Origin of the sequence: Vibrio sp. 10N.247.311.47 (genome assembly GCF_041467535.1) — a bacterium.
Classification (GTDB): domain Bacteria; phylum Pseudomonadota; class Gammaproteobacteria; order Enterobacterales; family Vibrionaceae; genus Vibrio; species Vibrio crassostreae_C.
The window spans coordinates 38,721-64,021 of the sequence record NZ_JBFSUR010000029.1; the positions used below are offsets into that span (position 1 = coordinate 38,721).

20 protein-coding genes and 5 tRNA genes are annotated in these 25,301 nt (G+C 45.7%); 7 read left to right on the plus strand and 18 right to left on the minus strand.

Annotated elements, in window-relative coordinates; translation table 11 throughout:
* Positions 1 to 346 precede the first annotated feature (346 nt).
* The 3 genes from AB6E51_RS18030 to ftnA form a co-directional block, all read right to left on the minus strand.
* On the minus strand, positions 347 to 1,540 hold the full coding sequence (locus tag AB6E51_RS18030; protein ID WP_372058877.1) for an NAD(P)/FAD-dependent oxidoreductase: 1,194 nt from the start codon (positions 1,538 to 1,540) through the stop codon (positions 347 to 349).
* A gap of 249 nt (positions 1,541 to 1,789) precedes the next feature.
* A complete protein-coding gene (uspB, locus tag AB6E51_RS18035) occupies positions 1,790 to 2,113 on the minus strand; it encodes a universal stress protein UspB (protein ID WP_009848060.1) in 324 nt (107 codons plus the stop codon).
* Positions 2,114 to 2,181: 68 nt separating this feature from the next.
* The gene (gene ftnA / locus AB6E51_RS18040; protein ID WP_017070096.1) at positions 2,182 to 2,709 is read right to left on the minus strand and encodes a non-heme ferritin; all 528 of its coding nucleotides are present in this window, start codon (positions 2,707 to 2,709) and stop codon (positions 2,182 to 2,184) included.
* 189 nt (positions 2,710 to 2,898) lie between these two features.
* Between ftnA and uspA the strand changes: the two genes are divergently transcribed.
* On the plus strand, positions 2,899 to 3,333 hold the full coding sequence (gene uspA, locus AB6E51_RS18045; RefSeq protein WP_017060149.1) for a universal stress protein UspA: 435 nt from the start codon (positions 2,899 to 2,901) through the stop codon (positions 3,331 to 3,333).
* A 52-nt stretch (positions 3,334 to 3,385) separates the two neighbouring features.
* Positions 3,386 to 4,264, plus strand: a complete 879-nt coding sequence (locus tag AB6E51_RS18050) for a carboxylate/amino acid/amine transporter (protein WP_372058879.1) — start codon at positions 3,386 to 3,388, stop codon at positions 4,262 to 4,264.
* A gap of 112 nt (positions 4,265 to 4,376) precedes the next feature.
* Here the strand turns inward: AB6E51_RS18050 and AB6E51_RS18055 are convergent, their stop codons facing one another.
* The 3 genes from AB6E51_RS18055 to AB6E51_RS18065 form a co-directional block, all read right to left on the minus strand.
* Positions 4,377 to 4,967, minus strand: coding sequence for a hypothetical protein (locus AB6E51_RS18055; RefSeq protein WP_017060147.1), 591 nt, complete (start codon positions 4,965 to 4,967; stop codon positions 4,377 to 4,379).
* 141 nt (positions 4,968 to 5,108) lie between these two features.
* Positions 5,109 to 5,888: a class I SAM-dependent methyltransferase gene (locus AB6E51_RS18060; protein WP_017060146.1), complete on the minus strand. Its 780-nt coding sequence runs from the start codon at positions 5,886 to 5,888 to the stop codon at positions 5,109 to 5,111.
* 112 nt (positions 5,889 to 6,000) lie between these two features.
* Positions 6,001 to 9,123, minus strand: coding sequence for an EAL domain-containing protein (locus tag AB6E51_RS18065; RefSeq protein ID WP_372058887.1), 3,123 nt, complete (start codon positions 9,121 to 9,123; stop codon positions 6,001 to 6,003).
* A gap of 126 nt (positions 9,124 to 9,249) precedes the next feature.
* Here AB6E51_RS18065 and asnC point away from each other — a divergent pair, with 126 nt between their 5' ends.
* Entirely contained in the window at positions 9,250 to 9,714 is a 465-nt protein-coding gene (gene asnC / locus AB6E51_RS18070) for a transcriptional regulator AsnC (RefSeq protein WP_008218581.1), read from the plus strand.
* Between the two features lie 92 nt (positions 9,715 to 9,806).
* Here the strand turns inward: asnC and prlC are convergent, their stop codons facing one another.
* Positions 9,807 to 11,849 carry an oligopeptidase A gene (prlC, locus tag AB6E51_RS18075; protein WP_017071475.1) on the minus strand — a complete coding sequence of 681 codons (2,043 nt, stop codon included), beginning with the start codon at positions 11,847 to 11,849 and terminating at the stop codon, positions 9,807 to 9,809.
* 279 nt (positions 11,850 to 12,128) lie between these two features.
* Between prlC and AB6E51_RS18080 the strand changes: the two genes are divergently transcribed.
* The 3 genes from AB6E51_RS18080 to AB6E51_RS18090 all read left to right on the plus strand — a co-directional run bounded on the left by AB6E51_RS18080 (position 12,129) and on the right by AB6E51_RS18090 (position 14,894).
* Complete coding sequence (locus tag AB6E51_RS18080; protein WP_372058881.1) at positions 12,129 to 12,968, plus strand: 23S rRNA (adenine(2030)-N(6))-methyltransferase RlmJ; 840 nt, start codon at positions 12,129 to 12,131, stop codon at positions 12,966 to 12,968.
* 188 nt (positions 12,969 to 13,156) lie between these two features.
* Positions 13,157 to 14,512, plus strand: coding sequence for a glutathione-disulfide reductase (gene gorA / locus AB6E51_RS18085; RefSeq protein WP_017070093.1), 1,356 nt, complete (start codon positions 13,157 to 13,159; stop codon positions 14,510 to 14,512).
* 130 nt (positions 14,513 to 14,642) lie between these two features.
* Positions 14,643 to 14,894 carry a DUF6482 family protein gene (locus AB6E51_RS18090; protein ID WP_017070091.1) on the plus strand — a complete coding sequence of 84 codons (252 nt, stop codon included), beginning with the start codon at positions 14,643 to 14,645 and terminating at the stop codon, positions 14,892 to 14,894.
* Between the two features lie 92 nt (positions 14,895 to 14,986).
* Here the strand turns inward: AB6E51_RS18090 and AB6E51_RS18095 are convergent, their stop codons facing one another.
* The 11 genes from AB6E51_RS18095 to AB6E51_RS18145 all read right to left on the minus strand — a co-directional run bounded on the left by AB6E51_RS18095 (position 14,987) and on the right by AB6E51_RS18145 (position 24,547).
* On the minus strand, positions 14,987 to 16,228 hold the full coding sequence (locus AB6E51_RS18095; protein WP_372058882.1) for an NADH:ubiquinone reductase (Na(+)-transporting) subunit B: 1,242 nt from the start codon (positions 16,226 to 16,228) through the stop codon (positions 14,987 to 14,989).
* Between the two features lie 198 nt (positions 16,229 to 16,426).
* Positions 16,427 to 17,389, minus strand: a complete 963-nt coding sequence (locus AB6E51_RS18100; RefSeq protein WP_372058883.1) for an SPOR domain-containing protein — start codon at positions 17,387 to 17,389, stop codon at positions 16,427 to 16,429.
* Between the two features lie 187 nt (positions 17,390 to 17,576).
* Positions 17,577 to 18,515, minus strand: a complete 939-nt coding sequence (locus AB6E51_RS18105; RefSeq protein ID WP_372058884.1) for an ABC transporter permease — start codon at positions 18,513 to 18,515, stop codon at positions 17,577 to 17,579.
* Positions 18,516 to 18,517: 2 nt separating this feature from the next.
* Positions 18,518 to 19,495, minus strand: coding sequence for an ABC transporter permease (locus AB6E51_RS18110; RefSeq protein ID WP_008218600.1), 978 nt, complete (start codon positions 19,493 to 19,495; stop codon positions 18,518 to 18,520).
* A 178-nt stretch (positions 19,496 to 19,673) separates the two neighbouring features.
* The gene (locus tag AB6E51_RS18115; RefSeq protein ID WP_017060133.1) at positions 19,674 to 21,227 is read right to left on the minus strand and encodes an ABC transporter substrate-binding protein; all 1,554 of its coding nucleotides are present in this window, start codon (positions 21,225 to 21,227) and stop codon (positions 19,674 to 19,676) included.
* A gap of 94 nt (positions 21,228 to 21,321) precedes the next feature.
* Positions 21,322 to 23,049, minus strand: a complete 1,728-nt coding sequence (locus AB6E51_RS18120; protein WP_017060132.1) for an ABC transporter ATP-binding protein — start codon at positions 23,047 to 23,049, stop codon at positions 21,322 to 21,324.
* An 891-nt stretch (positions 23,050 to 23,940) separates the two neighbouring features.
* Positions 23,941 to 24,017, minus strand: a tRNA-Pro gene (locus tag AB6E51_RS18125).
* 55 nt (positions 24,018 to 24,072) lie between these two features.
* A tRNA-His gene (locus AB6E51_RS18130) sits at positions 24,073 to 24,148 on the minus strand.
* A gap of 44 nt (positions 24,149 to 24,192) precedes the next feature.
* A tRNA-Pro gene (locus tag AB6E51_RS18135) sits at positions 24,193 to 24,269 on the minus strand.
* 77 nt (positions 24,270 to 24,346) lie between these two features.
* A tRNA-His gene (locus tag AB6E51_RS18140) sits at positions 24,347 to 24,422 on the minus strand.
* 48 nt (positions 24,423 to 24,470) lie between these two features.
* Positions 24,471 to 24,547: transfer RNA gene (locus AB6E51_RS18145), tRNA-Arg, on the minus strand.
* Positions 24,548 to 24,845: 298 nt separating this feature from the next.
* Between AB6E51_RS18145 and AB6E51_RS18150 the strand changes: the two genes are divergently transcribed.
* The gene (locus AB6E51_RS18150; protein WP_004735792.1) at positions 24,846 to 25,259 is read left to right on the plus strand and encodes a cytochrome c5 family protein; all 414 of its coding nucleotides are present in this window, start codon (positions 24,846 to 24,848) and stop codon (positions 25,257 to 25,259) included.
* Positions 25,260 to 25,301 lie beyond the last annotated feature (42 nt).

Here is a 25,301-nt window from a genome sequence, read left to right on the forward strand (position 1 = left end):
CTGTGCCCTTCCAATTTAGAGTGCGAAGTGACTAAGGAGTTGGACTTTACTGATGCTTATGGTTGTTCAGTGTTCCATGAGATGTGAGGTGCGTTAACAGTTTAGCGTTAGATAGGAAATTATTGCGGGTTTAGATTTGAAAGTTAAATTAACCGTGAAGCATATATGTTATCCAAACTAGGCTCTAACAACTCAGAGCCCAATAAAGACGATTACAAATTGAGTTTTGGTTTGAAAGTTGAAATTTAGTCACCAAAGAAACTAAATGTAAGAATGCAAAATAGCTACTCTCGAGGGATAATTAGTGGCTGTCACTATTAAGAGACAAACCTGTTGTCTGTCACTCTTAAACCCACTGGCCTGCTGCAAAGCCAGAGCTCCAGCACCATTGGAAGTTATATCCTCCTAACCAACCTGTTACGTCCATTACTTCACCGATGAAGTAGAGGCCAGAAACCGTCTTACATTCCATGGTTTTTGAAGATAAATGATTGGTGTCCACACCGCCTAGAGTCACTTCCGCTGTTCGGTAACCTTCCGTGCCGTTTGGCGCAATTTTCCAGTTCTCTAGATGCTCTACAATGTCATTCAGCTGTTTTTCATTGAACTGCTTGAGCGGCTTGTCTTCAAGCTCTTTGCGGTCAATCAGTACTTCTACAAAACGCTTTGGTAATGCTTTCGCTAAGGTGTTTTTCAGGCTCTGATTTGGGTGTTTCTCTCGAGAGTTTTCAAGTAGTTCAGCAACGTCCACTTCTGGTACTAGATTAATCGAAACCGATTGACCCGCTTTCCAGAACGAAGAAATTTGCAATACCGAAGGACCAGATAAGCCGCGGTGAGTAAACAGCAACGCTTCTTTGAACAAGGTTCCGTCTTGCGCGGTGATCTCAGCAGGAATCGCGATTCCTGAAAGCTCAGCGAAATCTTCTTTATCTTCTTTATGCAGAGTAAATGGTACTAAGCCTGCGGTAGTTGGCATCACAGACAAACCAAATTGCTCGGCAATCTTGTAGCCAAATGGCGTTGCGCCCAGCTTAGGCATCGACAAACCACCTGTCGCCACAACCAGTGAGTCACACTCAACTTCGTCGGTATTGAGGTGCATCTTGAAGCCAGCGTCTGTTTTTTCGATGGAGTGTACATCACAACGGTAGCGTTGTTCGACTTTCGCCTGCTTACACTCGTCAAGCAGCATGCTCACGATATCTTTTGCTGTGTGGTCATTCACACAGAACAACTGGCCGTGATCACGCTCTTCGAACTCAATACCGTACTTGCTCACCATCGAGATAAAATCCCAGTTGGTGTATTGAGATAAAGCTGACTTCACGAAGTGAGGGTTGTTACACAGGAAGTTGTTGGCTGAAACATCATAGTTAGTGAAGTTACAACGACCGCCACCTGAGATTAAAATTTTTCTGCCTGGTTTCTTTGCATGATCAACCACCAGCACTCGTCGGCCGCGTTTACCCGCTTCCGCAGCACACATTAAGCCTGCGGCGCCCGCACCAATTACGATTACATCAAATTTTTCACTCATGTGGTTCTGCTTTTCTTCACTTTTGCAGCCCGAGTACACCCTGTTCTCGAAATGCCATCAATAAAAAAGGATGTGCATAAACAGCACATCCTTACTAATTGCTCGCTATTTTAGCGGCAATTTTAAACTTTGCAATTGATGTTCAATTGTACAATTAGCAGACAGCAGCAAAACCACTACTTAACTTAGCGAACCAACAACCGAAGCTTCACACCAGAACCTAAGCTCTACTTCACACGTACTAAAAACTCAGACGATGAAAGAAGACAGCAAGGTTACACCTAGCAGAGCGGAAGAGAGTATGAATAACTGTCTTACGCGATCGCACTTCGAAGTAAAAACTTCGTCATGATGATGGTGATACTCTTTGCTTTTGATGTAACTGAACAGGCGAACCTGTTTGGTCATATTGCCATGGGTTGTGAAAAAACCGCCTCCGTCTACTTGTTGATAAAGTAGAGGATGCGCTTCTCGCATAATATAAATGAGCGTTCTTAGCGCAGTAAAATAACGCGCCCAGTTCACGCAAGTCACAACCATTAGTGCAAATAGAATAGTGTCGCCGCTGATCATCCTTTCCTCCCTACATCTTCATAAGAAAACTCAAAAGAAAAAGATAATCAGTGTCTTTTTCGTACTACCTAAACGGCAGGAGCTTCCATAATTGAAGATGAACCATCTTTTGCCAATTGCGCTAGGTCTTTATCAATAAAAAACAGTGCTTTACCGTCTTCACCAACAAGCTCTAGCTTATCCAATACACCTTTAAACAACTTCTCTTCTTCGTGTTGCTCTGCAACGTACCATTGCAGGAAGTTAAAGGTTGAGTAGTCTTGTGTGCTGAAAGCAACGTGAGCCAGTTTGTTGATCTTTTCAGTAATCATCTGCTCATGTTCATAAGTTTCACGGAACACTGCACCAAGGCTTTCGAATTCGTGTTTCGGTGCTTCAATCGAACCCAGAATTGGCATTGCACCTGTTTCGCTTACGTAAGTGAAAAGACGCTGCATATGTTCCATTTCTTCTACTGCATGAACACGCAGAAACTCTGCTGCACCTTCAAATCCTTTGTCTTCACACCAAGCACTCATTTGTAAGTATAGATTGGATGAGAAAAATTCTAGGTTAATTTGATCATTCAGTTGCTCAACCATAGTTTTTGACAGCATTTAAGACTCCTAATTACATCCTCAATTTTCTCTACTATATCACTATTTAATGAATATCTCGCAGGCCATTAGTTAACCAATATTTCGAGCTGTCATTACGCAAGACAGTGGATATGAGATCACTTCAGCAAAAAAAACCATCGCATAGTGCTAATCTTAAATCAGACAATGAATAAAGGAGGTAGCGATATGAGTTACAAACATATTTTGGTCGCGGTCGATTTATCAGAAGACAGCAAATTAATTGTGGATAAAGCGGTAGCATTGGCTAAGCCATTGGAAGCCAAAGTCTCTTTTATCCATATCGATATTAACTACGCAGAGCTGTATACCGGCCTGATTGATATCAACATGGCCGAAACCCAGCACAACGCGATGGAAGCGTCTCGTATTCAGCTGCAAAATTTTGCGGAGCACGCCCAATACCCGATCACCCATACCCTAGTAGGCAGTGGTGATTTGAGTCATGAGCTGTGTGACACCATCAACGAGTTCAATGTTGATCTCGTGGTTTGCGGTCACCATCAAGACTTTTGGAGCAAGCTGCTCTCTTCAACACGCCAACTGATCAACGCCTCTCCGGTTGATATGCTGGTCGTGCCTCTAAGAGATTCAGAAGACTAATGATTTAAGGTTAGGTAACATACAGCTCATATCTTATTAACGAAGTTTTACTATGAGCTATTTAGCTGGTGTTACCCTCCTATGGGCCTTCTCCTTTAGCCTGATCGGCGTTTACCTTGCGGGTCAGGTTGATTCTTGGTTCTCTGTTTTAATGCGTGTTGCCCTTGCTGGCGTCGTATTTCTTCCTTTCCTAAAGTTTCGCGGCGTATCGCGTAAGCTGATCGCTAAATTGATGGCAATTGGTGGTATCCAGCTTGGCCTGATGTACTGCTTCTACTATCAGTCTTTCTTACTGCTATCCGTTCCTGAAGTCCTTTTTTTTACTGTCTTTACCCCAATTTACGTCACGCTTATTTATGACTTTCTCAAAGGGCAATTCTCTCCGTGGTACCTAGTGACAGCGGCAATTGCGGTATTGGGCGCGGTATTCATTAAGTTCGCAGGTATTAACGAAAACTTTTTAGTCGGCTTCCTCGTCGTGCAAGGCGCGAACCTGTGCTTTGCTATTGGTCAGGTGGGCTACAAGGTGGTGATGGAGAAGGAATCGACCGAGTTGCCTCAGCGAACCGTATTTGGTTACTTCTACTTAGGGGCGCTATGTGTCGCGTCAGTGGCTTTCATGCTACTAGGCAACCCAGAGAAACTGCCCACCACCACACTTCAATGGGGAATCCTGATCTACCTTGGCTTGATTGCGTCGGGGCTGGGTTACTTTATGTGGAATAAAGGCGCGTGCATGGTGAATGCTGGCGCGCTGGCAGTGATGAACAATGCCTTGGTTCCTGCTGGTCTGGTGGTGAATATCCTGATTTGGAACAGAGATGTCGATTTGGTTCGCTTGTCTATTGGTGGCGCCGTTATCTTATTCTCTTTATTCGTCAATGAGACGTGGGTGAAGAAGCGCGTAGCAAGATCCGCAAGCAACGCTTAGCTGATTTGAACGAGCTACATGAGTCAGCTCGGATAACCCCAAAAAGCAAAAGAGCGACCTAAGGTCGCTCTTTTTAAATCATCGCTGTAGCAATAAACCATTCAAATCAACTTCAGTGGATTTGATTGTGGCTCACTACCTGAGTCTTGGTTTCAGTGAAGGCAACATCATCAAGTTGTAGGTTGATTCGTTCCAATTCACTTTCCAGCTTCTGACTTTTCTTAAACAGCTTTTGCTGCTTCTTAATCATCTTCGCCAGTTTCTTATTGTACTTCTCTTGTTTCTTAGCCGCTTTCTTCGCTTGTTTGAGTTCAGCTTTCTCATCACCGCTCGCCTTCGCCATCAGTTTTTTCAGCTTGGCTTTTTTCTGTGCGGCTTCTTTTTTGGCAAGCTCAGGGGCCATATCAGCGGCGGCTGGATCGAACATTTGTACGCTCGGTTCAATTGCCTCGTTGATTTCCGCAAGCGACAGTTCTGGTGCAGGTAATGTTTCCGCTAGCAGGCCGCATGCGACTTTCTCTTCAACGGGTTTGTTTTGACAACCAAGAGGTGGAATTGCGGTGGGTTTGCATAGATTCGCTTGATCCGCCGAAGAACGCGCGCAAGAACGACACACGAACTTAGGTTCAGTCACCAAGCTGTGGATCTCGCCCAAGTGTTCGGTGATATCTCGACGGTTTAACTTACAAAAGCGTTTAGCCATGCTTCAACTCCAGCTAATAATAATAATGATTCTTAGTTAGATATACATCTGTAACGCGACTATCGCAAGTGTTAAATGGCAATTTATCGTATTTATGACGGGAAATTTTCTTAGCGTGTATCTAAGTTATTGATGCTTCAATTAAGTCATTGATGCTTTCACATAGACGTCAAAACGGTTCTTTTTGGTTTCAATCGCCATGCTCGGTTTTTGTTCGTCTAACCAAGCAGCGTAATCCGGTCTTTTAACCACAACTCGCTTCGATGCCAATTTCATCGCCGGCTCAAATAGACCATCAGCATCCAGATCGGCACCCACCAAAGATTGGAATACGCGCATCTCTTTTTTAACCAAAGCCGATTTCTTTTTGTTCTCTGGGTGTGGGTACATTGGGTCGAGGTACACCACGTCTGGCTGTTCGAAGTCAGGATCGTTGCTGAGCTTATCCAACGCATCGTGACTGGATGCGTGAATCAGCTTCATACGCTCACTTACCCAACCACCGATGTCTGGGTCTTGTTGCGCTCGCTGCAAGCCATCATCAAGCAGTGCAGCCACAACTGGATGACGCTCGACCATTTGCACCTTACAACCTAGGGAAGCCAACACAAACGCATCGCGCCCTAAGCCTGCAGTACCATCAAGAATAGTTGGCGTTGCGCCTTTGTTTAAACCAGCTGCTTTGGCAATCGCCTGACCTTTACCACCGCCAAACTTACGTCGGTGACCAACAGCGCCTCCCACTAAATCAACAAAGATAGCGCCAAGCTTAGGCTCATCGACTTTACGTAGCTCAAGTCGCTCACTAGTCAGTACCAAAGCAAAATCACTGCTTTCATCATGAGATAAGTTCCAGCGGGTCGCTAAGTCATTCAAATGATCGATTTGGGTAGCATCTTCGCAAATCAGTTGTAGTTGCAAGGTCGTCTCCAACAGACAGTAGTATTCAAAACAAAAGAGGCAACCAGTTTACCTGATTGCCTCAACAATACATATTAGCGGTGAAAAGTATTCCCAGCTAAAGTCGGCTTACCTAAACCAATGGCTCTGTCTCTCGCTCTTGTCTTAACTCTTCAACAAGCTCTGCGAGTGGCTTAGGTCGTCCTATGATGTAGCCCTGCGCGTAGTTCACACCCAGTTCGATAAGCTTGTCGATAATCTGGGTATTTTCAACGAACTCAGCCACGGTGTGCTTGCCCATCTGCTTGGCAAGATCATTGATCGAGCGAACCATCACATGGTCCATCTCATTCACATCAATATCACGTACAAACAAGCCATCGATCTTCACAATATCGACAGGCAGCTTTTTCAGATAGCCAAATGACGATAGCCCTGAGCCAAAATCATCCAATGCAATCATGCAGCCAAGCTCTTTGATTCGAGTGAAGAACTTGATCGCCTGCTTCATGTTACTCATGGCCGCTGTTTCGGTGATCTCTAAACAAATCTTATGACACGGTATCGATGAATCGCTCAGGCTATCTATCAAAAATTCGACAAACTCACGGTTACCCATCGAGTGACCGGAAAGATTGATTGAACACATCCCCAGTTCCTCAATAACCTCAGGGCGTTGCTCCAACCAACCCAAGGTTTGACTGACGACTTGGCGGTCAATCAAATGCGCGATGTTATAACGCTCTGAGGCTGGCATGAAGATCCCCGGGGAGATGTATTCCCCTTGGATGTTCTTGATGCGGACCAAGATTTCAAAGTGCATTTTATCGCTGTCTTCATCTAGGCCAAGAATTCGCTGCGCAAACAACTCTAAGCGATCGTTAGCCAAGGCCTCATGCACTAGGTTAACGCACTCCATCTCAAGATGGCGACGACGCAGGTCTTCATCATCTTGATGGTAAAGATGATAGCGATTGCGACCTTCTTCTTTAGCGGCATGACAAGCTGCATCCGCCTGAGCGTGCACCATCTGTGGTGAAGCTGCTGTATGGTCGATCAATCGAATACCGATAGAGCACGTCAGGTTGAGTCGAATATCATCCCACAAGAATGGATTCTCACTCATCATCGAGATAATACTGCGACACACATTCACCGCATCTCGTTCAGTACAGTCTTTCATCAGCACAGCAAACTCATCACCACCCATTCGCGCTAACACCGCATTGTAAGGCAGTACGTCTTCTAGCAGTTTGGCGCTAAACAAGATCGCAGCATCACCCGCTTCATGTCCTGCGGTATCGTTCAGCACTTTCAGCTGATCCAAATCTAGGAACAACATTGCGTGAGTTCGCATGTGGCTCTCAACCTCTTTCAGCGCCTTTTGCAGCTCTTGCTCAAAGTGGTTGCGGTTAAAGGTGTCAGTCAGTAGGTCATAGCGAGCCTGATACTCTAGCTTTTCAGAAAGCTCGTGCGTTTCGGTGATGTCTTCACCCACAATCAACAGCTGATCAGACTCCACCAACGGGCGGATATTTTCACGAATCCAGCTCTTGCTGCCGTCGGCATGGCGATATTCGATATCACGACGCCACACACCACGAATCTTATGCTGAGGTTGCAGCAAGATATGACGAGGAATCATCGCGTTCTCATCAACATAGAATTCTCTAGGGCGATGGCCCAACAACTGATCGAGAGGGTATCCCAAAAGCTCTTCGGCAAACTGGTTCACTTGTTGAATGCGATTATTGCCATCGAGCGTAATCATCATCACCGGCTGTTTGTCGTAATACAGCTTCAAGTTTGCTTCACGTTGGAACAGCTTATTCTCAGCAAGCTTACGTGAGGTCACGTCGCGCGCCTCAAAGAGAAACTGAATGTCTTCGTCTTCACTGCCCGGCATCGGCTTCAATGAAATATCCAACACCATCGCACCGCGATCTCGACACCACACCTCGGCTTCAAATCGTAAGGCTGGGTGCTCACTTTTTGCGATGAAATATTCGGCTAGCACTTCTCGCGCAGAACTTTCCCAATGTTGGTGTTGTTGCAGCGGCGTTCCCAGTTTATAGCCTTGATTATAAAGCAGCTCATGTAACTTGCTGTTACTCGACAGCAGCACGCCACCCTTATCAATGATGCCCATAAATTGCAGGCTCTGATCAAATATCGACTCCAACAGTCGTTGGCTTTGGCGACTTGCACGTTCGCTCTTCTTCAGACGGTTAAGGTAATACACCAACACCGCGATAACACACGACATGCTCAAGAACATTAAACCGATGGTGCGAATTTCATCGCGATAGCGCATTAAGAATGACTTCGGCTTATTGAGGAAGGTTACTGAGGCTTCATTCTCTGCACCCAAATCCCAACGTGAGATCTGTTGGTAATCGAGTTTGATTTCTGGCGCGCCAGCAACCACCAATGGCAATGGAGCCTTAGGATTGTTCAGCACGCTCAACAGCACGCGCCCCGTGTCTCGACCTTGCGTTTCTCCACTGTGGATCACGCCACCAATCGCACCAAACCCAAGTCCTAAATCATGCACAATATACAATGGCATCTGAGTTTTTTTGTTGAGCTGACGCCAGTCTTCTTTGCTGCTGACCCGACCATTGATGTCGCGGTAGTAGGCCCAGAACAACAAGCTTTTAGTTAGATCAGCGCGTTGCGCGAACGTCATCAGTTCTTGATAAGAATCAGGCGTATATTGCTCCACCATCCCAGAAAACTCAGGGCGTTTTTGTAGAAATAAATCCACTTGAGCGCGAATAGCTTCACCCGTTACCGAGTGTTCGGTAACCACGTAAACTTTTTTAACCGTCGATTGAAGTCGATTGATCAGCTCAATATTGCTCGCCATATCAATATCTTCAGTGATACCGGTTGCGTGCAAGCCTTCAATCATTTGCGGAGAAAAATTGTTGATGCCACCAAAAATAACGGGCGTGCCATTGAGTTCGGGCGCTAAGCGTTTCATCAGATTGAGGGCGTTATTATCACTGACGACTACAGCGGCAAACTCTTTATGCGACAGCTTAGTGCGGTATAGCTGATAAATTCGCTCTAAGTATTCAGCGTTTTGAGTTCGCTTGGTATCGAGATAAACAACCCGGTAAGATAACCCATCGCGATCGAGCTCATCAGATAGTCCTTTATGGAAATCATCTGTCCAGAAAAAGCCTTGATGATAAGAGTGAATAACCAACACATCTTTTGCCTGAGCTGAAGCAAAAACACTCCAACACATCACAATAAAAAATAACGAAAATCGCACTGAATTCACCCTAACCCTATAGTTACTGCTAATATTATCACCCTTGGCTATGATGTGTACTCAAGCCGGTATGTTTTTCATTCAACCTAAGGATTATGCATGTCCACAACCACAGCTCGTCTAGATGATCTAGACCGTGCCATTCTCAAAACCTTGATGGAAGATGCACGAACTCCTTACGCTGAAATGGCAAAGCAGTTCGATGTCAGCCCTGCGACGATTCACGTTCGCATCGAAAAGATGAGATCGGCAGACATTATCGAGCGAACGGAAGTTGTGGTAAACACCAAAAAACTGGGTTACGACGTGTGTTGCTTTATTGGCATCAACCTTAATGCTGCCAAAGATTACCACTCGGCGATCGCTAAGCTGAATGCCTTAGACGAAGTGGTTGAGGCGTACTACACCACTGGTGCTTACAATATCTTTGTAAAGCTGATGTGTAAGTCGATAGAAGAGCTGCAGTTTGTATTGATCGATAAGCTGCAAGCGATCGATGAAGTTCAGTCGACAGAGACACTGATTTCATTGCAGAACCCTATCAACCGCAATGTGAATCCATAACATTGATTCGCCTTGCTTGGCATAACGCACAGACAAAAAAAAGAGCCTCTAACTAGAGGCTCTTTTCGCAATAAACTAGATAGTTACCGTGATTATGCGTTGATTCCCGCGTGGCGCAGCATTGCGTCGATTTGTGGCTCACGACCACGGAAGCGTTTGAACAGCTCCATTGGCTCTTCACTGCCACCCATTTCAAGGATGTTGTTCAGGAAGCGATTACCCGTTTCAGTGTTGAAGATACCCTCTTCTTCAAATGCTGAGAACGCATCTGCCGATAGCACTTCTGCCCACAGGTAGCTGTAGTAGCCCGCGCTGTAACCACCAGCAAAGATATGACCAAAGCTGTGTGAGAAACGGTTCCAATCTAGGCTTGGCAGTACCGACACCTTAGACTTAACATCCGCTAGCGTTTCTAGTACGCGAGCACCCACTTCAGGGTCGTATTCTGTGTGTAGCGTGAAATCGAACAAACCAAGCTCTAGCTGACGCAGGATAAACATCGCAGATTGGAAGTTCTTCGCCGCTAGCATCTTCTCTAGCATCTCTTTTGGTAGCGCTTCACCCGTTTCGAAGTGACCAGAGATGAACGACAGCGCTTCTTCTTCCCAACACCAGTTTTCTAGGAACTGACTTGGTAATTCAACCGCATCCCAAGGCACGCCATTGATACCCGCAACTGCGCCCGCTTCTACTTGCGTCAGCATGTGGTGGATACCGTGACCGAATTCGTGGAACAAGGTCACCACTTCATCGTGAGTAAACAGTGCTGGCTTATCACCAACTGGCTTATTGAAGTTACACGTTAGGTAAGCAACCGGGGTCTGTAGCTCGCCAGATTCGGTAATGCGACGACCACGACAGTCATCCATCCAAGCGCCACCACGTTTGTGTTCACGTGCGTATAGATCTAGGTAGAAGCTACCACGCAGTGTTCCAGTCGCATCAAAGATATCAAAGAAACGCACTGACTCATGCCAAGTGTCTACGCCTTGACGCTCTGTTACCGACATACCAAACACGCGGTTCAGTACCTCAAACAGACCTGAAACCACATTAGATTCTGGGAAGTAAGGACGAAGCTCTTCATCAGAGATCTCGAACAGTTTCTGCTTCTGCTTTTCGCTGTAGTAAGCGATGTCCCACAGGTTTAGCTCAGAGACACCAAATTCTTTCTCAGCAAACTGGCGTAGCTCTTCAACTTCTCGCTCACCTTGCGGTTTGGCTTTTACTGCTAGGTCGTTTAGGAAGCCAAGCACTTGGTCTGGCGTTTCTGCCATCTTAGTCGACAGTGATTTTTCGCTGTAAGTACTGAAACCAAGCATGCGCGCGATCTCGTGGCGCAGCTTAAGTTGCTCGGTGATGATCTCAGTGTTGTCCCACTTACCTGCGTTTGGACCGCGATCTGAAGCGCGCGTTACGTACGCTTCATAAAGCTCTTTACGCAGTTCTTGGTTATCACAGTAGGTCATCACAGGTAGGTATGATGGGATATCTAAAGTCAGTAGGTAGCCTTCTTGCTCTTTAGACTCAGCCGCCGCTTGAGCTGCCGCCAGTGCTGATTCAGGCATACCTGCCAGCTCAGCTACGTCTGTGATCTGCTTGCTCCAACCCATGGTTGCATCAAGCACGTTATTTGAGAATTGAGAGCCTAACTCAGACTGGCGCTTGCTGATCTCGCCGTAACGATGCTGTTCATCTGCAGGTAAGCCAATGCCCGACAATTCAAAGTCGCGCAGTGCGTCGGTAATAGTTTTTTGTTGAGCTCGGTTCAGTGCAGAGAATGCTTCACTCGCCTTGATCGCTTTATACGCTTCGAACAAGCCTTTGTGTTGGCCAACCCAAGTGCCGTATTCAGATAGCACAGGTAAGCAGCTCTCATACGCTTCACGCAGTTCGTCACTGTTCACGACAGAGTTCATATGGCTTACAGGTGACCAAATGCGACCTAAACGATCATCCACTTCTTCAATTGGAGCAACTAGGTTGTCCCAGCTTGGTGAAGTATTACCTTCAAGTACTTGTTCTATCTTGTTGCGACACGCTTCAATCACTTGCTCAACTGCAGGCTTTACGTGCTCTGGCTTGATCTGTGAAAACGGAGGTAAGTCCGTGAAGGTTAATAGCGGATTAGACATATAAACATTCCTTTGGCTTTAGAGACTTTCGTCTTTTTTGTAATGAGGTCGTCTTACAGTCATCAGGCTAAAGTTCGCCCTAAAAAATCACCTGCGAATAGTTATTAAATAGTGCCCATAAAGGCAAATTTCAATAGTAGAACCAATAACTAACCACATATTGCGAACGACTGTCCCTGAATTGTTCGAGAATTTATGGTCCATTGAGGGTTATAATAGTCTGATTAACCCCACCTACACTAACCACACTCTAATTCGAGAGTGTTACGAGAGTTTAATTTGTTAAGTTATCGCCACAGCTTCCACGCAGGTAACCATGCCGACGTAGTAAAGCATATCGTACAGAGCCTTATTCTTAATTCTTTGAAACAAAAGGATAAGCCTTTTGTTTATCATGACACTCACTCTGGTGTAGGTCGTTACGACTTAACGCATGAATGGTCTGAAAAAACCGGTGAATACAAGCAAGGTATTGCTCGTGTGTGGGAGCAAACAGACCTTCCTGAAGACATTCAAAGCTACCTTGAGTCTATTTCCATTCTCAACAATGGCGAAAAACTGCGTTTCTATCCAGGTTCACCACGTGTTGCGCGTGCACACCTGCGTGATCAAGACCGCATGGTATTAACCGAACTTCACCCTGCAGACCACCCTCTGCTTGAGCAAGAGTTCCACCGCGATCGTCAGGTGTCTATCTACAAAGAAGATGGCTTCCAACGCTTAAAAGGCAGCCTGCCACCTAAAGAACGTCGTGGTTTGGTTCTTATCGACCCACCTTACGAGCTGGCAAAAGAGTATCGTGATGTTGTGACTGCGATTGCTCAAAGCCATAAGCGCTGGGCAACCGGTATCTACGCAATTTGGTACCCAGTGGTAAATCGCTGTGATATCGAAGATATGATCGAAGGACTTGAAGGCTTAGGCATCAACAAAATTCTACAAATCGAACTTGGCGTATCACCAGACACCAACGAGCGTGGTATGACGGCATCAGGCATGATTGTTATCAACCCACCTTGGAAGCTAGAAAGCCAAATGAACGAAATTCTTCCATTCTTGAAGGAAGCAATTGCGCCGGCAACCGGTCACTTCAAAGTAGAGTGGATCGTACCCGAGTAATCTCGAACTTAACGTCATGCTCTGACGAATACTCAGCAGACTGTGACGTACACGAATAAATTTTAAACAGGGAGATTGAGTTCAACCAATCTGCCCTCAATATAATAATTAGACAATTTAAGAATCTATAGGACGTAGGTGTTCAGTGCGCTCACTGTACCCACAGCCTTCAATAAATGGAGAAAGTAATGGCGACTCATTTTGATTACATCTGTATCGGTGGCGGTTCAGGCGGCATCGCATCGGCTAACCGCGCAGCTATGCACGGTGCAAAAGTTGCACTTATCGAAGCTCAAGACCTTGGTGGTACTTGTGTAAACGTTGGTTGTGTTCCTAAAAAGGTAATGTGGCACGGCGCTCAAGTCGCTGAAGCAATCAACCTATACTCTGAGGACTACGGCTTCGACGTTGAAGTAAAAAGCTTTAACTGGAGCAAGCTGATTGAAAACCGCCAAGCGTACATTGGTCGTATCCACCAATCTTACGACCGCGTACTAGGTAACAACAAAGTAAACGTAATCAAAGGCTTTGCTAAGTTCGTTGATGAAAAGACAGTTGAAGTGAACGGTGAACACTACACAGCAGATCACATCCTGATCGCGGTAGGTGGTCGTCCAACAATTCCAAACATCCCAGGTGCAGAATACGGCATCGATTCAAACGGTTTCTTCGACCTAATGGAGCAACCTAAACGTGTTGCTGTTATCGGCGCGGGCTACATTGCTGTTGAGATCGCAGGCGTACTAAGCGCACTTGGCACAGAAACACACCTGTTCTGCCGTAAAGAATCTCCACTACGTAGCTTCGACCCAATGATCATCGAGACATTGGTTGAAGTAATGGAAGCGGAAGGCCCAACACTTCATACACACTCTGTTCCAAAAGAAGTAGTGAAAGAAGCAGACGGCACACTGACTCTACACCTAGAGAACGGCAACACTCAAAACGTTGACCACCTAATCTGGGCTATCGGTCGCCATCCAGCAACTGACGCTATCAACCTAGCATCAACTGGCGTTGAGACGAACGATCGTGGCTACATCAAGGTAGACGAGTTCCAAGCGACTAACGTTCCTGGCATCTACTGTGTTGGCGACATCATGGAAGGCGGTATCGAGCTAACTCCTGTAGCGGTTAAAGCAGGTCGTCAGCTTTCTGAGCGTCTATTCAACGGTCAAACTAACGCGAAAATGGACTACAACCTAGTTCCTACTGTTGTATTCAGCCACCCACCTATCGGCACGATTGGTCTAACGACTCAAGAAGCTGAAGAGAAGTACGGCAAAGACAACATCAAGGTTTACACATCTGGCTTCACTGCGATGTACACAGCAGTAACCAAGCACCGTCAACCTTGTAAGATGAAGCTAGTATGTGCTGGCGAAGAAGAGACTGTCGTTGGCCTACACGGCATCGGTTTCACGGTTGATGAGATGATTCAAGGCTTCGGCGTTGCAATGAAGATGGGCGCAACCAAAGCAGACTTCGACTCTGTTGTGGCGATTCACCCAACGGGCAGCGAAGAGTTTGTTACGATGAGATAATCAACGTCTTAGTTGAGCTCTCTTTAGAAGCAGGCCTTGTGCCTGCTTTTTTTATGCCCGCTTTGAACCTTGGTTCTCGATTCGACGTAACACAAATATCCACCTATCTAGATCAGCAACGGAGTTTGTAATGAATCTACTGATCGAATCATTTGAAGGCGGGATTTACTTGGCTTACCAAGTTATTGGCGAGCAAAAACAATTAATCAAAGATGACCACCAGCACCCTATGAAGTTTTTGAGTATTAACCAAGCACGCGATCACTTTAGCGACCAAGGCGTAGCATCAGCAATGTTGGTTCATAACAGCGCCTACGACGAGATGTGCGGTGAGCATTGTGGTAGCACACAGCCTTTCGAGATTGATTTGAAGTGGAGTTAAATCAACCTCAAATCAATCGCGATAAAAATTGAAAGGCTTGCATCAATGCAAGCCTTTCTTATGGGAGTCACTTTCACTTTTAATCACCTAGATTAGCGCGATGTCCGTTTAAGTCTTCGTTTAATGTTCTGCTCTTTCACTACAAAGTCGAACAGCGGAGCGAACAGGTTGGCGAACAAGATAGCCAGCATAATGCCCTCTGGATAAGCAGGATTGAGCACTCGGATACCGACCGTCATAACACCAATCAAGATCCCGTAAGCCCACTTACTCTGATTGGTAAACGCGGCAGATACAGGGTCTGTTGCCATGAAGAAGGTACCAAACGCTACACCACCCAACACAAAGTGCCAGTAGAACGGCATCGAAAACATCGTGTTGGTTTCTGACCCTATCCAATTCATCAAGCTAGATGTCACAACGAGACCAATAATCACACCGGCGACAATGCGCCAAGAAGCTATCTTCATCGCTATCAGAATCAACCCCGTCAGCATGATAAGCAGTGACGACACCTCACCCATCGAACCTGGAATATTACCGATAAAGGCATCCATCCAAGTGATCGCCTCGCCAGTCATGTTATTGATCAGTGACGTGCTGCCGCCTTCATACCATTGACTCAGTGGTGTCGCGCCTGAATAGCCGTCAGCGGCAACCCACACAAGCCCACCCGACATGTTGGCTGGATAGGCGAAATAGAGAAACGCGCGGCCTGCAAGGGCTGGGTTCAAGAAGTTTCGTCCTGTACCACCGAACAGCTCTTTGGCGACAACGATACCAAAGGTGATACCTAAAGCGGCTTGCCAAAGCGGGATGGTTGGCGGAAGAATGAGTGCGAATAGTACCGAGCTAACAAAGAAACCTTCATTCACCTCATGTTTTCGTACAACGGCAAATAAAACCTCCCAGAAGCCACCTACCACAAACACCGTGGCATAAACGGGTAGGAAATAGAGTGCACCAAGCAACATCTGACTTGCCCAGCCACTTGCCATCAATGACTGCGCATCACCAAATGCCCACGACAGACGCCAGCTACTCTCGATAACCGAGGCAAGTTCATTTAATTGATAACTGGATGTGAGTGCGAGAACGCTTTGGTGTCCGACGTTATACATTCCCCAGAACATTGCAGGGAAAGTCGCCAGCCATACCAGAATCATGATGCGCTTTAGGTCAATGCTGTCACGAACATGGGTTATGCCGCGATTTACGTTGCCGGGTGTATAAAATATTGTCGCGAAAGCCTCATACACTGGGTAGAGCTTTTCGTACTTCCCTCCGGCTTCAAAGCGTGGAGCCACGTCTTCTAATCGTTTTTTTAAACTCATAATCTCAATCACCTTATTGCTTGAGTTATGGTTTTCTACGCATCAACCGTGCTATTTGAACAATTTTTAGCGATTTTTAATCAAATTCGTCTTGAAGAACGAGAGTCTATAAGTCAAACCTATGTTGAAAAAGAAGGGTGTATAAACAACAAAGCCCCAGCAATGGCTGAGGCTTATTTGGTTTGGTAACGGTCGTCGTTACTTAACGCACATCACATTAAGCAATGAAGAACCTTTCAATTGGTTGACGTTACCGTTGGTAAACAGACCTTTCTTATCTGCGCCCCAATAAGGGAGATGCATTGGCCAGTTCTGTTTTTCCATAACCTTTGAGTTCAAGATGCTCTGCCATTGCTTTTCACTCATCAGCTTCATGTTGACCTGATTACACACCAATTCAGCGCTATCGTAATCTAGGCGGCTCCAAGGCTTACCTTGCTCCATGTAGAACTGTTGTTGATGGTCTAGAAGGTAAGGGATCGCATACTGGCTACCCGCAACGTCTGCTTTCACGCGAATCTCGATCTCTAGATCATTGTCTGAGCTCGCGTTGCCGCTTGGTAGCGTCTGAATAGCTGCCGCACTCGTTACCGCCGCCGCTTGCTTAGCAGCCACAGGTTTCGGGGCAGGCTTAGCTTCTACTTTTGCAGTAGCCTTGGGCTTAACCGCTTTTGGCTCTGCTGATTTTGCCACAATAGGCTGTGATGAGGTTTTCGACTTATCAACCATTCGAATAAAGGCTTCACCGTAACCAGGAACCTTACGTACCTGAGTTAGGTCTTTTCTCGCATCAGAAAAGGTAGAGTAAGGTCCGATTAAGCAACGGTAGTCTCCGCCTTCCGGCTTCATCCAAACGTTGGTCGAGATCTTCTCATACAGAGGCTTTGCTCGGTTCAGTGACAAAGGCTTATTCAGCAGACCACATTGAACCCAAAACAGCTCGTTATCTGAATGACGTTTAGGCGCCTTACTCCCCCAAACACCCTTGCCGATCGGACATGATTGCTCTAGCTGTGGTAATTGGTTAGTGCTTGCCTGAGTTGCATCACATAGAACCGACTCTGCACTCACTTGGCTCGAGACCAAAAGGGATGCAGCGATAAGCCCCATACGATAATTTCTCATCACAGCACGACATACAGCATTCATTGTCAATTTCATAACCACCACTTAAACCCTTACGGGCTAATTATTACCGAATCTATGTCGATAAAACATGAATTCCATTTTAACTATTATTGACACTGTCAATAATACTAAGTTCCAGATCCATTAAGCAAAAAAAGAACCGTAATTGCTTACGGCTCTTAATTTAGTGACTTTTTTTACTAAAAATCAAACCGGGCTATCACCCTTTATAAATTTTCGGGTTAAACACGTCACGTAACCAGTCGCCTAATAGGTTAATAACGAGAACCAATGTTACCAAAAGCACACCTGGGAATGCTGTGATCCACCATGCTCCTGAGAAAATGTAGTTAAAACCAGTACTGATCAGGGCACCGAGTGATGGTTGGTCTACCGGAAGACCTAAACCTAGGAAAGAAAGTGCCGCTTCTGACATGATGGCATTTGCCACCTGTACCGTAGAGATAACCAAAATCGGTGATAAACAGTTAGGCAGAATATGGCGGAACATGATGCGAGGCGCTCTAAAGCCCATCACACGTGCCGCTTCTACGTACTCTTTCTTCTTCTCTGCCAATACCGATGCACGAATCGTACGAGCATACTGCGGCCATTCAGCAATACCGATGATCACCACCAGCATAACAACCGCATATTGCGCGTAGAAGTCACTACCGAAACTCGCCTTAAAGATGGCCGAGACAATGATCGCAACCATCATGGTTGAGAACGAAAGCTGAACATCGGCAAAACGCATCAGGAAGCTATCAATACGACCACCGAAGTAACCTGCAGACAAGCCAATGATGATACCGAGAGTCAGCTGAAGACCTACCGCTAGGAAACCGATCGTCAATGACAGACGCGAGCCGTAAAGCATCGTAGATAAGATGTCACGACCCTGCTCATCAGTACCCAGTAGGAAGCGTTCTTCGCCGTCTTCCATCCAAGATGGTGGCAACTCAGAATCCATGATGTCGATAGACGTCACGTCATACGGGTCTGTTGGCGCTAGAATAGGTGCCGCTAATGCCATAACAAGGAAAGCTGCAAAGATAGCGAAGCTCACCATTGCCACTTTGTCACGTAAGAAGTAGTACACAATGTCTGACTGCTTGAATCGCTCCCAACGAGATGGAGCTGTTGTTGTTTGTTCCATGATTATGCTCCTTTCCCTGTGATGTTCACTGTTGGGTTAATGATGCCGTATAGCAAGTCAACAATGGTGTTAGTTACTACGAAGATCAGGCCAACGAAGATAACGTATGCGGTAATCAGTGGTGTATCCACTCGGTTAATCGCTTCAAGGAATAGGAAGCCGGTACCCGGCCACTGGAATACAGTTTCAGTAAGAATGGTGTAAGCCACCATAGTACCGATTTGAACACCGCCTACCGTTAGTACTGGCAGCATTGTGTTTTTCAAAGCGTGTTGGTAGTAAATCTTGTTCAGCGCTAGGCCTTTTGCTTTACCAAACTTGATATATTCAGAGCTAAGAACCTCTAGCATTTCAGAGCGTACTAGACGAATGAACAGAGGCAGCATGATAGATGCTAGAGCAATACTCGGCAGCACTAAGTGTGCAAGGCCATCTATCGTTAAGAAACCAGACTCCCAGCCAAACCAGTTTGCGGTCTCACCACGTCCAAACGACGGCAGCCAACCTAACTCAATAGAGAATACATACATCAACATGATTGCGGTTAAGAAAACAGGCACAGAAATGCCGATACTACTGCCCGCCATCACCAGTTTAGTGAAGAAGCTTTTTGGGTGTATTGCAGAATAAACGCCAAGTGGAATCGACAGACAAACAATGATCAGAGAAGCGCCAAACACAAGTTCAAGCGTCGCGACCAATTTGTCTAAGATTACGTCCACAGCAGGGCGTTTAAAGAAATATGAAGTACCAAGATCACCTTGTAGAGCTGCGCCCACAAAGCGAGTGTATTTTGTAATGAAGGGATCATTTAAGCCGAGTTCATCACGCAGCGCTTGACGCTCCGATTCTGAAACAGATTGACCGACTAACTCACGCAACGGGTCGCCCAGGTTATCCTGAATGGCAAACGCCACCAAACTGATCACAAACATCACTATCAGTGCCTGAAACAGGCGCTTGACCAGAAACGTAACCATTCCTTGCCCCTTATCTATCCATGACTATCTAGTCGAAATCCGCGACTAGATAACAAAATTCAGTCTTAAAAAAGGTATTTAGCCAGACTGAAGGAAGACCAAATACCGAAACTTAAATCTATATCTTAATAATTTGAGAGCCTGAAAAGCTTCAGGCTCTCGATTCTAGCAAGCTAGATTATTTTACAACTAGGTCGCCGAAGTAAGGCATAACCATTGGGTTTACTACGTCTGCTGCACCTACGTTAGACTTCGCGCCCCACGCTTCACTTTGCCAGTGTAGCGGTACGAATGCTGCGTCGTTGTAAAGTGTTGCTTCAACGCCTTTCAGCATTTCAGCACGCTTAACTGGGTCAGTTTCAGTGTTAGAAGCTTCTACGATCGCATCCATTTCTGGGTTTGAGTAGCCAGAACAGTTGTATTGACCACGGCCAGTCTCTTCGTTACGAGTCATAGTTAGGAACTCGTTGAAGTTAGCTGAATCTTCTGTATCTGAGTGCCAGCCGATCATCATCATGTCTGCTGAACATAGGTCAAACTCAGGCCAGTACTGTGCTTTAGGCATAGTTTTAAGATCAACTTTGATACCAATCTTAGACAGCATTGCCGCAGACGCTTGCGCTACTTTCGCATCGTTCACGTAACGGTTGTTTGGAGCCATCATAGTTAGCGTAAAGCCATCTTCGTAGCCCGCTTCTTTCATCAGCTCTTTCGCTTTTTTCAGATCGTAACGAGGAACTAGGTCTTCGTTGTGACCCGCGTAGCCTGTTGGGCTTTGCTGACCAGCTGCTGTTGCGAAGCCTTTCATGATCTTCTTAACGATACCTTCGTTGTTGATTGCGTGAACAATCGCCTGACGAACGCGAACATCTTTAAGTGCTTCGTTGCTGTTTTGGTTCATTTGGAACGTGATGATACGAGTACCAGGTAGCGTCACTAGATCGATGTTCTTAGCGTTTTTAACACGCTTGTGATCGTTTGGTGCTACTGGGTGAATCATATCAACGTCGCCAGAAAGAAGTGCTGCAACACGTGTCGCGTCTTCTTTGATTGGCACAAGTGTTAGCTTGTCTACGTTGCCTTCAGTTTCTGTGTCCCAGTAATCGTTGAAACGCTCGAACGTTACTTTAACGCCTTGCTCACGCTGCGTTACGATAAATGGACCAGTACCTGAAACGTTAGTCGAAGCAAACGAGTTACCGTGCTTAACTAGCTCAGACTTGTCTTTACCTTCCGCTGTTTGGCCAGAGTAGAACTTGCTGTCCATTGGGAAGATGTAAGTTGCTGTTTGTAGTACTAGTGGGTAAGCCGCTTTTGATACTAGCTCAACTGTGTAGTCATCCACTTTTACCATTTTTTCGTATGGCGTGAAGATAGACTTAAAGTCTGGAGAAGCTTGTAGACGTTCAAAAGTCCACACAACATCATCAGCAGTCAGTTCGTTACCAGAATGGAATTTCACACCTTTACGTAGGTTGAAGCGGAAAGTCGTTTCATCAACACGCTCCCAGCTAGATGCTAGGCGGCCTTCAAAATCCATCTCTTGAGTGAAACGTACTAGAGGGTCAAACACCATGTGAGACATTTGCAGTGTGCCACCAGACAGCTGCTCGTGCGGGTCAAGTGATACTGGGTCAGCTGCGTAGCCAACGGTAATATCTGCTGCTGCTGCACTAAAGCTTAGGCCAGCTGCCATTAAAGCTACTGCTAATTTGCTTTTCATGGTTTTCATTGCATAACTCCTTCATGCGGGAATCCAGATCCCTAGTTGTTGTATTTGCGTCTGTTTATTGTTGTTAGCAAGCTAAACTCCAGCCTGCTGATTTTTATACCGCGGCTTGTGCCACTGCTTTTTCTTCTCTTAAGCCTGTAAATTCAGGCATTAAAGAAATCAGTTGTTTGCTGTATTCATGCTGAGGTGATTGGAACAGCTGCTCCGTTGGCGCAACCTCCAATAATGTCCCCATCTGCATCACACCAACACGGTCACACATTTGGCGAATAACCGGTAGATCGTGACTGATGAACAGCATGGTTAGGTTTAGCTCGTCTTGTAAGTCTTTTAGTAGGTTAAGAATCTGAGCCTGTACCGACACGTCCAGTGCCGATGTTGGTTCATCACAAATCAAAAGACGTGGGCGAGTCGCCAAAGCGCGAGCGATAGAAATACGCTGACGTTGACCACCTGAGAATTCGTGTGGGTACTTCACCCCAGCCATTTTGCCTAAACCCACGTGCTCTAGCAGGTCGTTCACGATCTGACGAGTTTCATTTTCGTTGCGAGTAAGCTTATGGAATCGGATAGGTTCAGCAATGATGTCGAATATCTTCATTCGAGGGTTCATTGATGTGTAAGGGTTTTGGAAAACCATCTGCATTTGACGACGCATAGGGCGACGTTCTTTTTCAGATTTCAGACCAGTAAGATCAACGCCTTCAAACGTTACCTTGCCTGAGTTTGGTGCGTACAAGCCAGCAATCACACGAGCAATCGTTGATTTACCTGAACCTGATTCACCTACTAAACCAAACGTCTCACCTTCATGCACTTCAAAGCTCACGTTGTTTGATGCTTGAACGTACTCACGACGGCTCTCAAAGAAAGAATCTTTGGTAGTAAAGCGTAAGTTTACGTTCTCAACGTTCAACAGAGGGCCAGTGTAATCACGGTGATCTTGGCTTTGACCTAACCAGTGGTTCTTCACATCCAATGGTTCCATCTCTTGTGCTTCTTCGATGTAGCTAACAAGAGGGAAACGATCGAGTTTGCGATCCGAACGAGGAACCGCAGAGATAAGACTGTGTGTATATGGGTGCTCAGGAGTACCCAGAACTTTCGCTGTTGGGCCAAACTCAACTAAGTCACCACGATACATAACGGCTACGCGGTCGGTAACGTTAGATACCACGCCCATGTCGTGCGTGACCAACATGCAACCTACGTTCTTCTTAATACATAGGTCGCGAATCAAACCCAAGATCTGGTCTTGGATAGAAACATCCAGTGCTGTTGTTGGTTCATCTGCGATGATTAGGTCAGGTTCACCTGCCAATGCGATCGCGATAACCACACGCTGACGCATACCGCCAGAGAATTGGTGAGGGTACTGCTTTAAACGGTTTTCTGGTTGTGGGATACCCACTTGGTTCATCAAGTCTAATGAGCGCTGGTAGGCTTCTTGATCCGAAACCTTCATGTTGGCATGAATCGTCTCTTTTAACTGCTGTTCTACTGTGAATAGAGGGTTAAGAGAAGTCATTGGGTCTTGGAAGATAAAACCAATCTTTGAGCCGCGAACAGAACGCATCTGTTCAGGAGATAAACCAGAGACTTTTTCGCCATCCAGAAATACCTCGCCGCTAGCAATGCGGCCAGGAGGGCTCAGCAAATCGATCACAGCATTACCTACTGTTGATTTACCTGCACCAGACTCGCCTACAACACCAACAATCTCACCACGTTCAATGTTGAACGAAAGTGATTTAACTGCGGCGTGAACTCCATGACGAGATGGGTATTCGATACGAAGATTTTTTACTTCTAAAAGTGACATTACCAGACCTCTACTGCTTTGGCAGCTTTCTGCCCTGTCTGCAAAATTGAATCCATTCTTACCAGAATATTGTTCTGATATTTTATACGGTTGACAATTTGGCAAATAATTCACAGAAAAGCAACAAAAATAGGATAAAAAGTCGACATTAAACGCTTAGCAAGCAAAAGCGCCACATAACTATTCACCAAAAGAGCATATAGTAAGAAAAATCAACATTATATTATCGGCAAGAAATACTCACAAACTCCTTACCACTACTTACTTGTAGAGTTAAAGCCGTGCTTCAAAGCAGATCTCACTACCAGTCACTAAAAACAAATAATTATTCCAAAAAACAATTAACACTATAGAAACAAACGCTAATTTTGTTAATTTGAACAAATAAAACAACCAGATAAACGTTAATTAGCCATACATTTAACCATCTGTATTATTTTGGTAAATACAAAACAGACAAACGAAAGGCCTAATAAATCAGAGGAGTTTTTGAACGACCAAATGCGTACAAAGCTGTCAAATTCAGGCCTTAGTGAGCAAATTTAGGGTCAGGTTTCACTTTTCATAAAAGTCTTTAGACCAAACCCATTAATATGTCGAATTATTGAGCACTCCATTTATATAAAATTAGATATAGAACTGTACATTTGATAAAGAAAGCAACTCTGTAGCAGCACCATTATCAAGCAGATCGTTAGGAATCTGTCTTATATAAGAAGGGGAGATAGATGTAAGAAGCCCCGTCATTTCTGACGCGGACGGCTAGTTGAGGCTTCTTAAGTGATCAGTGAAGAGACATTCTTTGAACATCAGGTGAACCCCCACTCTGTTCAAGTTATCTAAATTTCAGATGTAAAAAAGCCCTAGTCTTTCGACTAGGGCTTCTTAAGGTGGTCGGTGAAGAGGGATTCGAACCCCCGACCCTCTGGTCCCAAACCAGATGCGCTACCAAGCTGCGCTATTCACCGAGACGTTTCGTTTGATTTCTCAAACTGGGAACTTCAAAGAAGCTACCAAAATTAATGGGGTGGCTAACGAGATTCGAACTCGCGACCACCGGAATCACAATCCAGGGCTCTACCAACTGAGCTATAGCCACCACTAATCTTTTATATAACCGCTTAAAAGCGATTATTGAAATAGTGGTCGGTGAAGAGGGATTCGAACCCCCGACCCTCTGGTCCCAAACCAGATGCGCTACCAAGCTGCGCTATTCACCGACTAGTTTTGTATCGACTCTTGGGAATAATGAATCAACACTGGAAGCCGAAGCTACCGATATTTTGTAAAGAAAGAATGGGGTGGCTAACGAGATTCGAACTCGCGACCACCGGAATCACAATCCAGGGCTCTACCAACTGAGCTATAGCCACCATTATTTCTTTTTGCCAATTTCTCACTTACCGAAGTAAGAGACCGGATGGCGCGCCTGAAAGGATTCGAACCTTCGGCCTTTGGCTCCGGAGGCCAACGCTCTATCCAGCTGAGCTACAGGCGCATGCCCTGTCGGCGGAGTGGAATAATACGTATATCACCCAATGCCGTCTAGTACTTTTTTAACTTTTTTTTCTGTTTGGTCTCTTTTTCGACAGTTAATATGTGATAAACCCCTTATTTGAGTACTACAACCCGCCACAGCTTATAAGTTGTTGTTTATTGCAACAACTTATCGGGATATAATCACCCATTATTTACATTGGTTTAACAGTTGCTCTTTGCTGGTTAAAGCCAAAACACCCCTCCAACACTATAAATTGGTAAGCACGTACTTACCTTGGGAATGTAAAGTGAGTTTAATGGATATGTCTCGTCGAATTTTAAGCGTTGTCATCGCAGTTTTAACCTTTTCAACTGGCGCAATGGCTTCAGGCCTTAGCGAAGCAGAGCAAGATGCAATTGCTGAACGCATCAAACCAGTTGGTCAAGTTTACCTAGTCGGCAGCGAACCAGTAGTCGCAGAACCAACAGGCCCTCGTGATGGCGCAACAGTTTACGGTACCTTTTGTATCGCTTGTCACGCATCTGGCGTAAGTGGCGCACCTAAAACAGGTGATGCTGGTGATTGGGGGCCTCGTATTGCTCAAGGTCGCGATATCCTAGCTAACCACGCAATCAACGGCTTTAATGCAATGCCAGCGAAAGGTTCATGTATGGACTGTTCAGACGACGAAATCAAAGATGCTATCGAGCACATGATTGCTGGTCTGTAATTTACCGATCTGTAATTAAAAATGCCAGATTCAAAAAAGGTG

Excerpts from the sequence above, each read along its gene's own strand:
- AB6E51_RS18030 (WP_372058877.1), bottom strand. The coding sequence starts at position 1,540 with ATGAGTGAAAAATTTGATGTAATCGTAATTGGTGCGGGCGCCGCAGGC.
- uspB (WP_009848060.1), bottom strand. The coding sequence starts at position 2,113 with ATGATCAGCGGCGACACTATTCTATTTGCACTAATGGTTGTGACTTGC.
- ftnA (WP_017070096.1), bottom strand. The coding sequence starts at position 2,709 with ATGCTGTCAAAAACTATGGTTGAGCAACTGAATGATCAAATTAACCTA.
- uspA (WP_017060149.1), top strand. The coding sequence starts at position 2,899 with ATGAGTTACAAACATATTTTGGTCGCGGTCGATTTATCAGAAGACAGC.
- AB6E51_RS18050 (WP_372058879.1), top strand. The coding sequence starts at position 3,386 with ATGAGCTATTTAGCTGGTGTTACCCTCCTATGGGCCTTCTCCTTTAGC.
- AB6E51_RS18055 (WP_017060147.1), bottom strand. The coding sequence starts at position 4,967 with ATGGCTAAACGCTTTTGTAAGTTAAACCGTCGAGATATCACCGAACAC.
- AB6E51_RS18065 (WP_372058887.1), bottom strand. The coding sequence starts at position 9,123 with ATGTGTTGGAGTGTTTTTGCTTCAGCTCAGGCAAAAGATGTGTTGGTT.
- asnC (WP_008218581.1), top strand. The coding sequence starts at position 9,250 with ATGTCCACAACCACAGCTCGTCTAGATGATCTAGACCGTGCCATTCTC.
- prlC (WP_017071475.1), bottom strand. The coding sequence starts at position 11,849 with ATGTCTAATCCGCTATTAACCTTCACGGACTTACCTCCGTTTTCACAG.
- gorA (WP_017070093.1), top strand. The coding sequence starts at position 13,157 with ATGGCGACTCATTTTGATTACATCTGTATCGGTGGCGGTTCAGGCGGC.
- AB6E51_RS18090 (WP_017070091.1), top strand. The coding sequence starts at position 14,643 with ATGAATCTACTGATCGAATCATTTGAAGGCGGGATTTACTTGGCTTAC.
- AB6E51_RS18095 (WP_372058882.1), bottom strand. The coding sequence starts at position 16,228 with ATGAGTTTAAAAAAACGATTAGAAGACGTGGCTCCACGCTTTGAAGCC.
- AB6E51_RS18100 (WP_372058883.1), bottom strand. The coding sequence starts at position 17,389 with ATGAAATTGACAATGAATGCTGTATGTCGTGCTGTGATGAGAAATTAT.
- AB6E51_RS18105 (WP_372058884.1), bottom strand. The coding sequence starts at position 18,515 with ATGGAACAAACAACAACAGCTCCATCTCGTTGGGAGCGATTCAAGCAG.
- AB6E51_RS18110 (WP_008218600.1), bottom strand. The coding sequence starts at position 19,495 with ATGGTTACGTTTCTGGTCAAGCGCCTGTTTCAGGCACTGATAGTGATG.
- AB6E51_RS18115 (WP_017060133.1), bottom strand. The coding sequence starts at position 21,227 with ATGAAAACCATGAAAAGCAAATTAGCAGTAGCTTTAATGGCAGCTGGC.
- AB6E51_RS18120 (WP_017060132.1), bottom strand. The coding sequence starts at position 23,049 with ATGTCACTTTTAGAAGTAAAAAATCTTCGTATCGAATACCCATCTCGT.
- AB6E51_RS18150 (WP_004735792.1), top strand. The coding sequence starts at position 24,846 with ATGGATATGTCTCGTCGAATTTTAAGCGTTGTCATCGCAGTTTTAACC.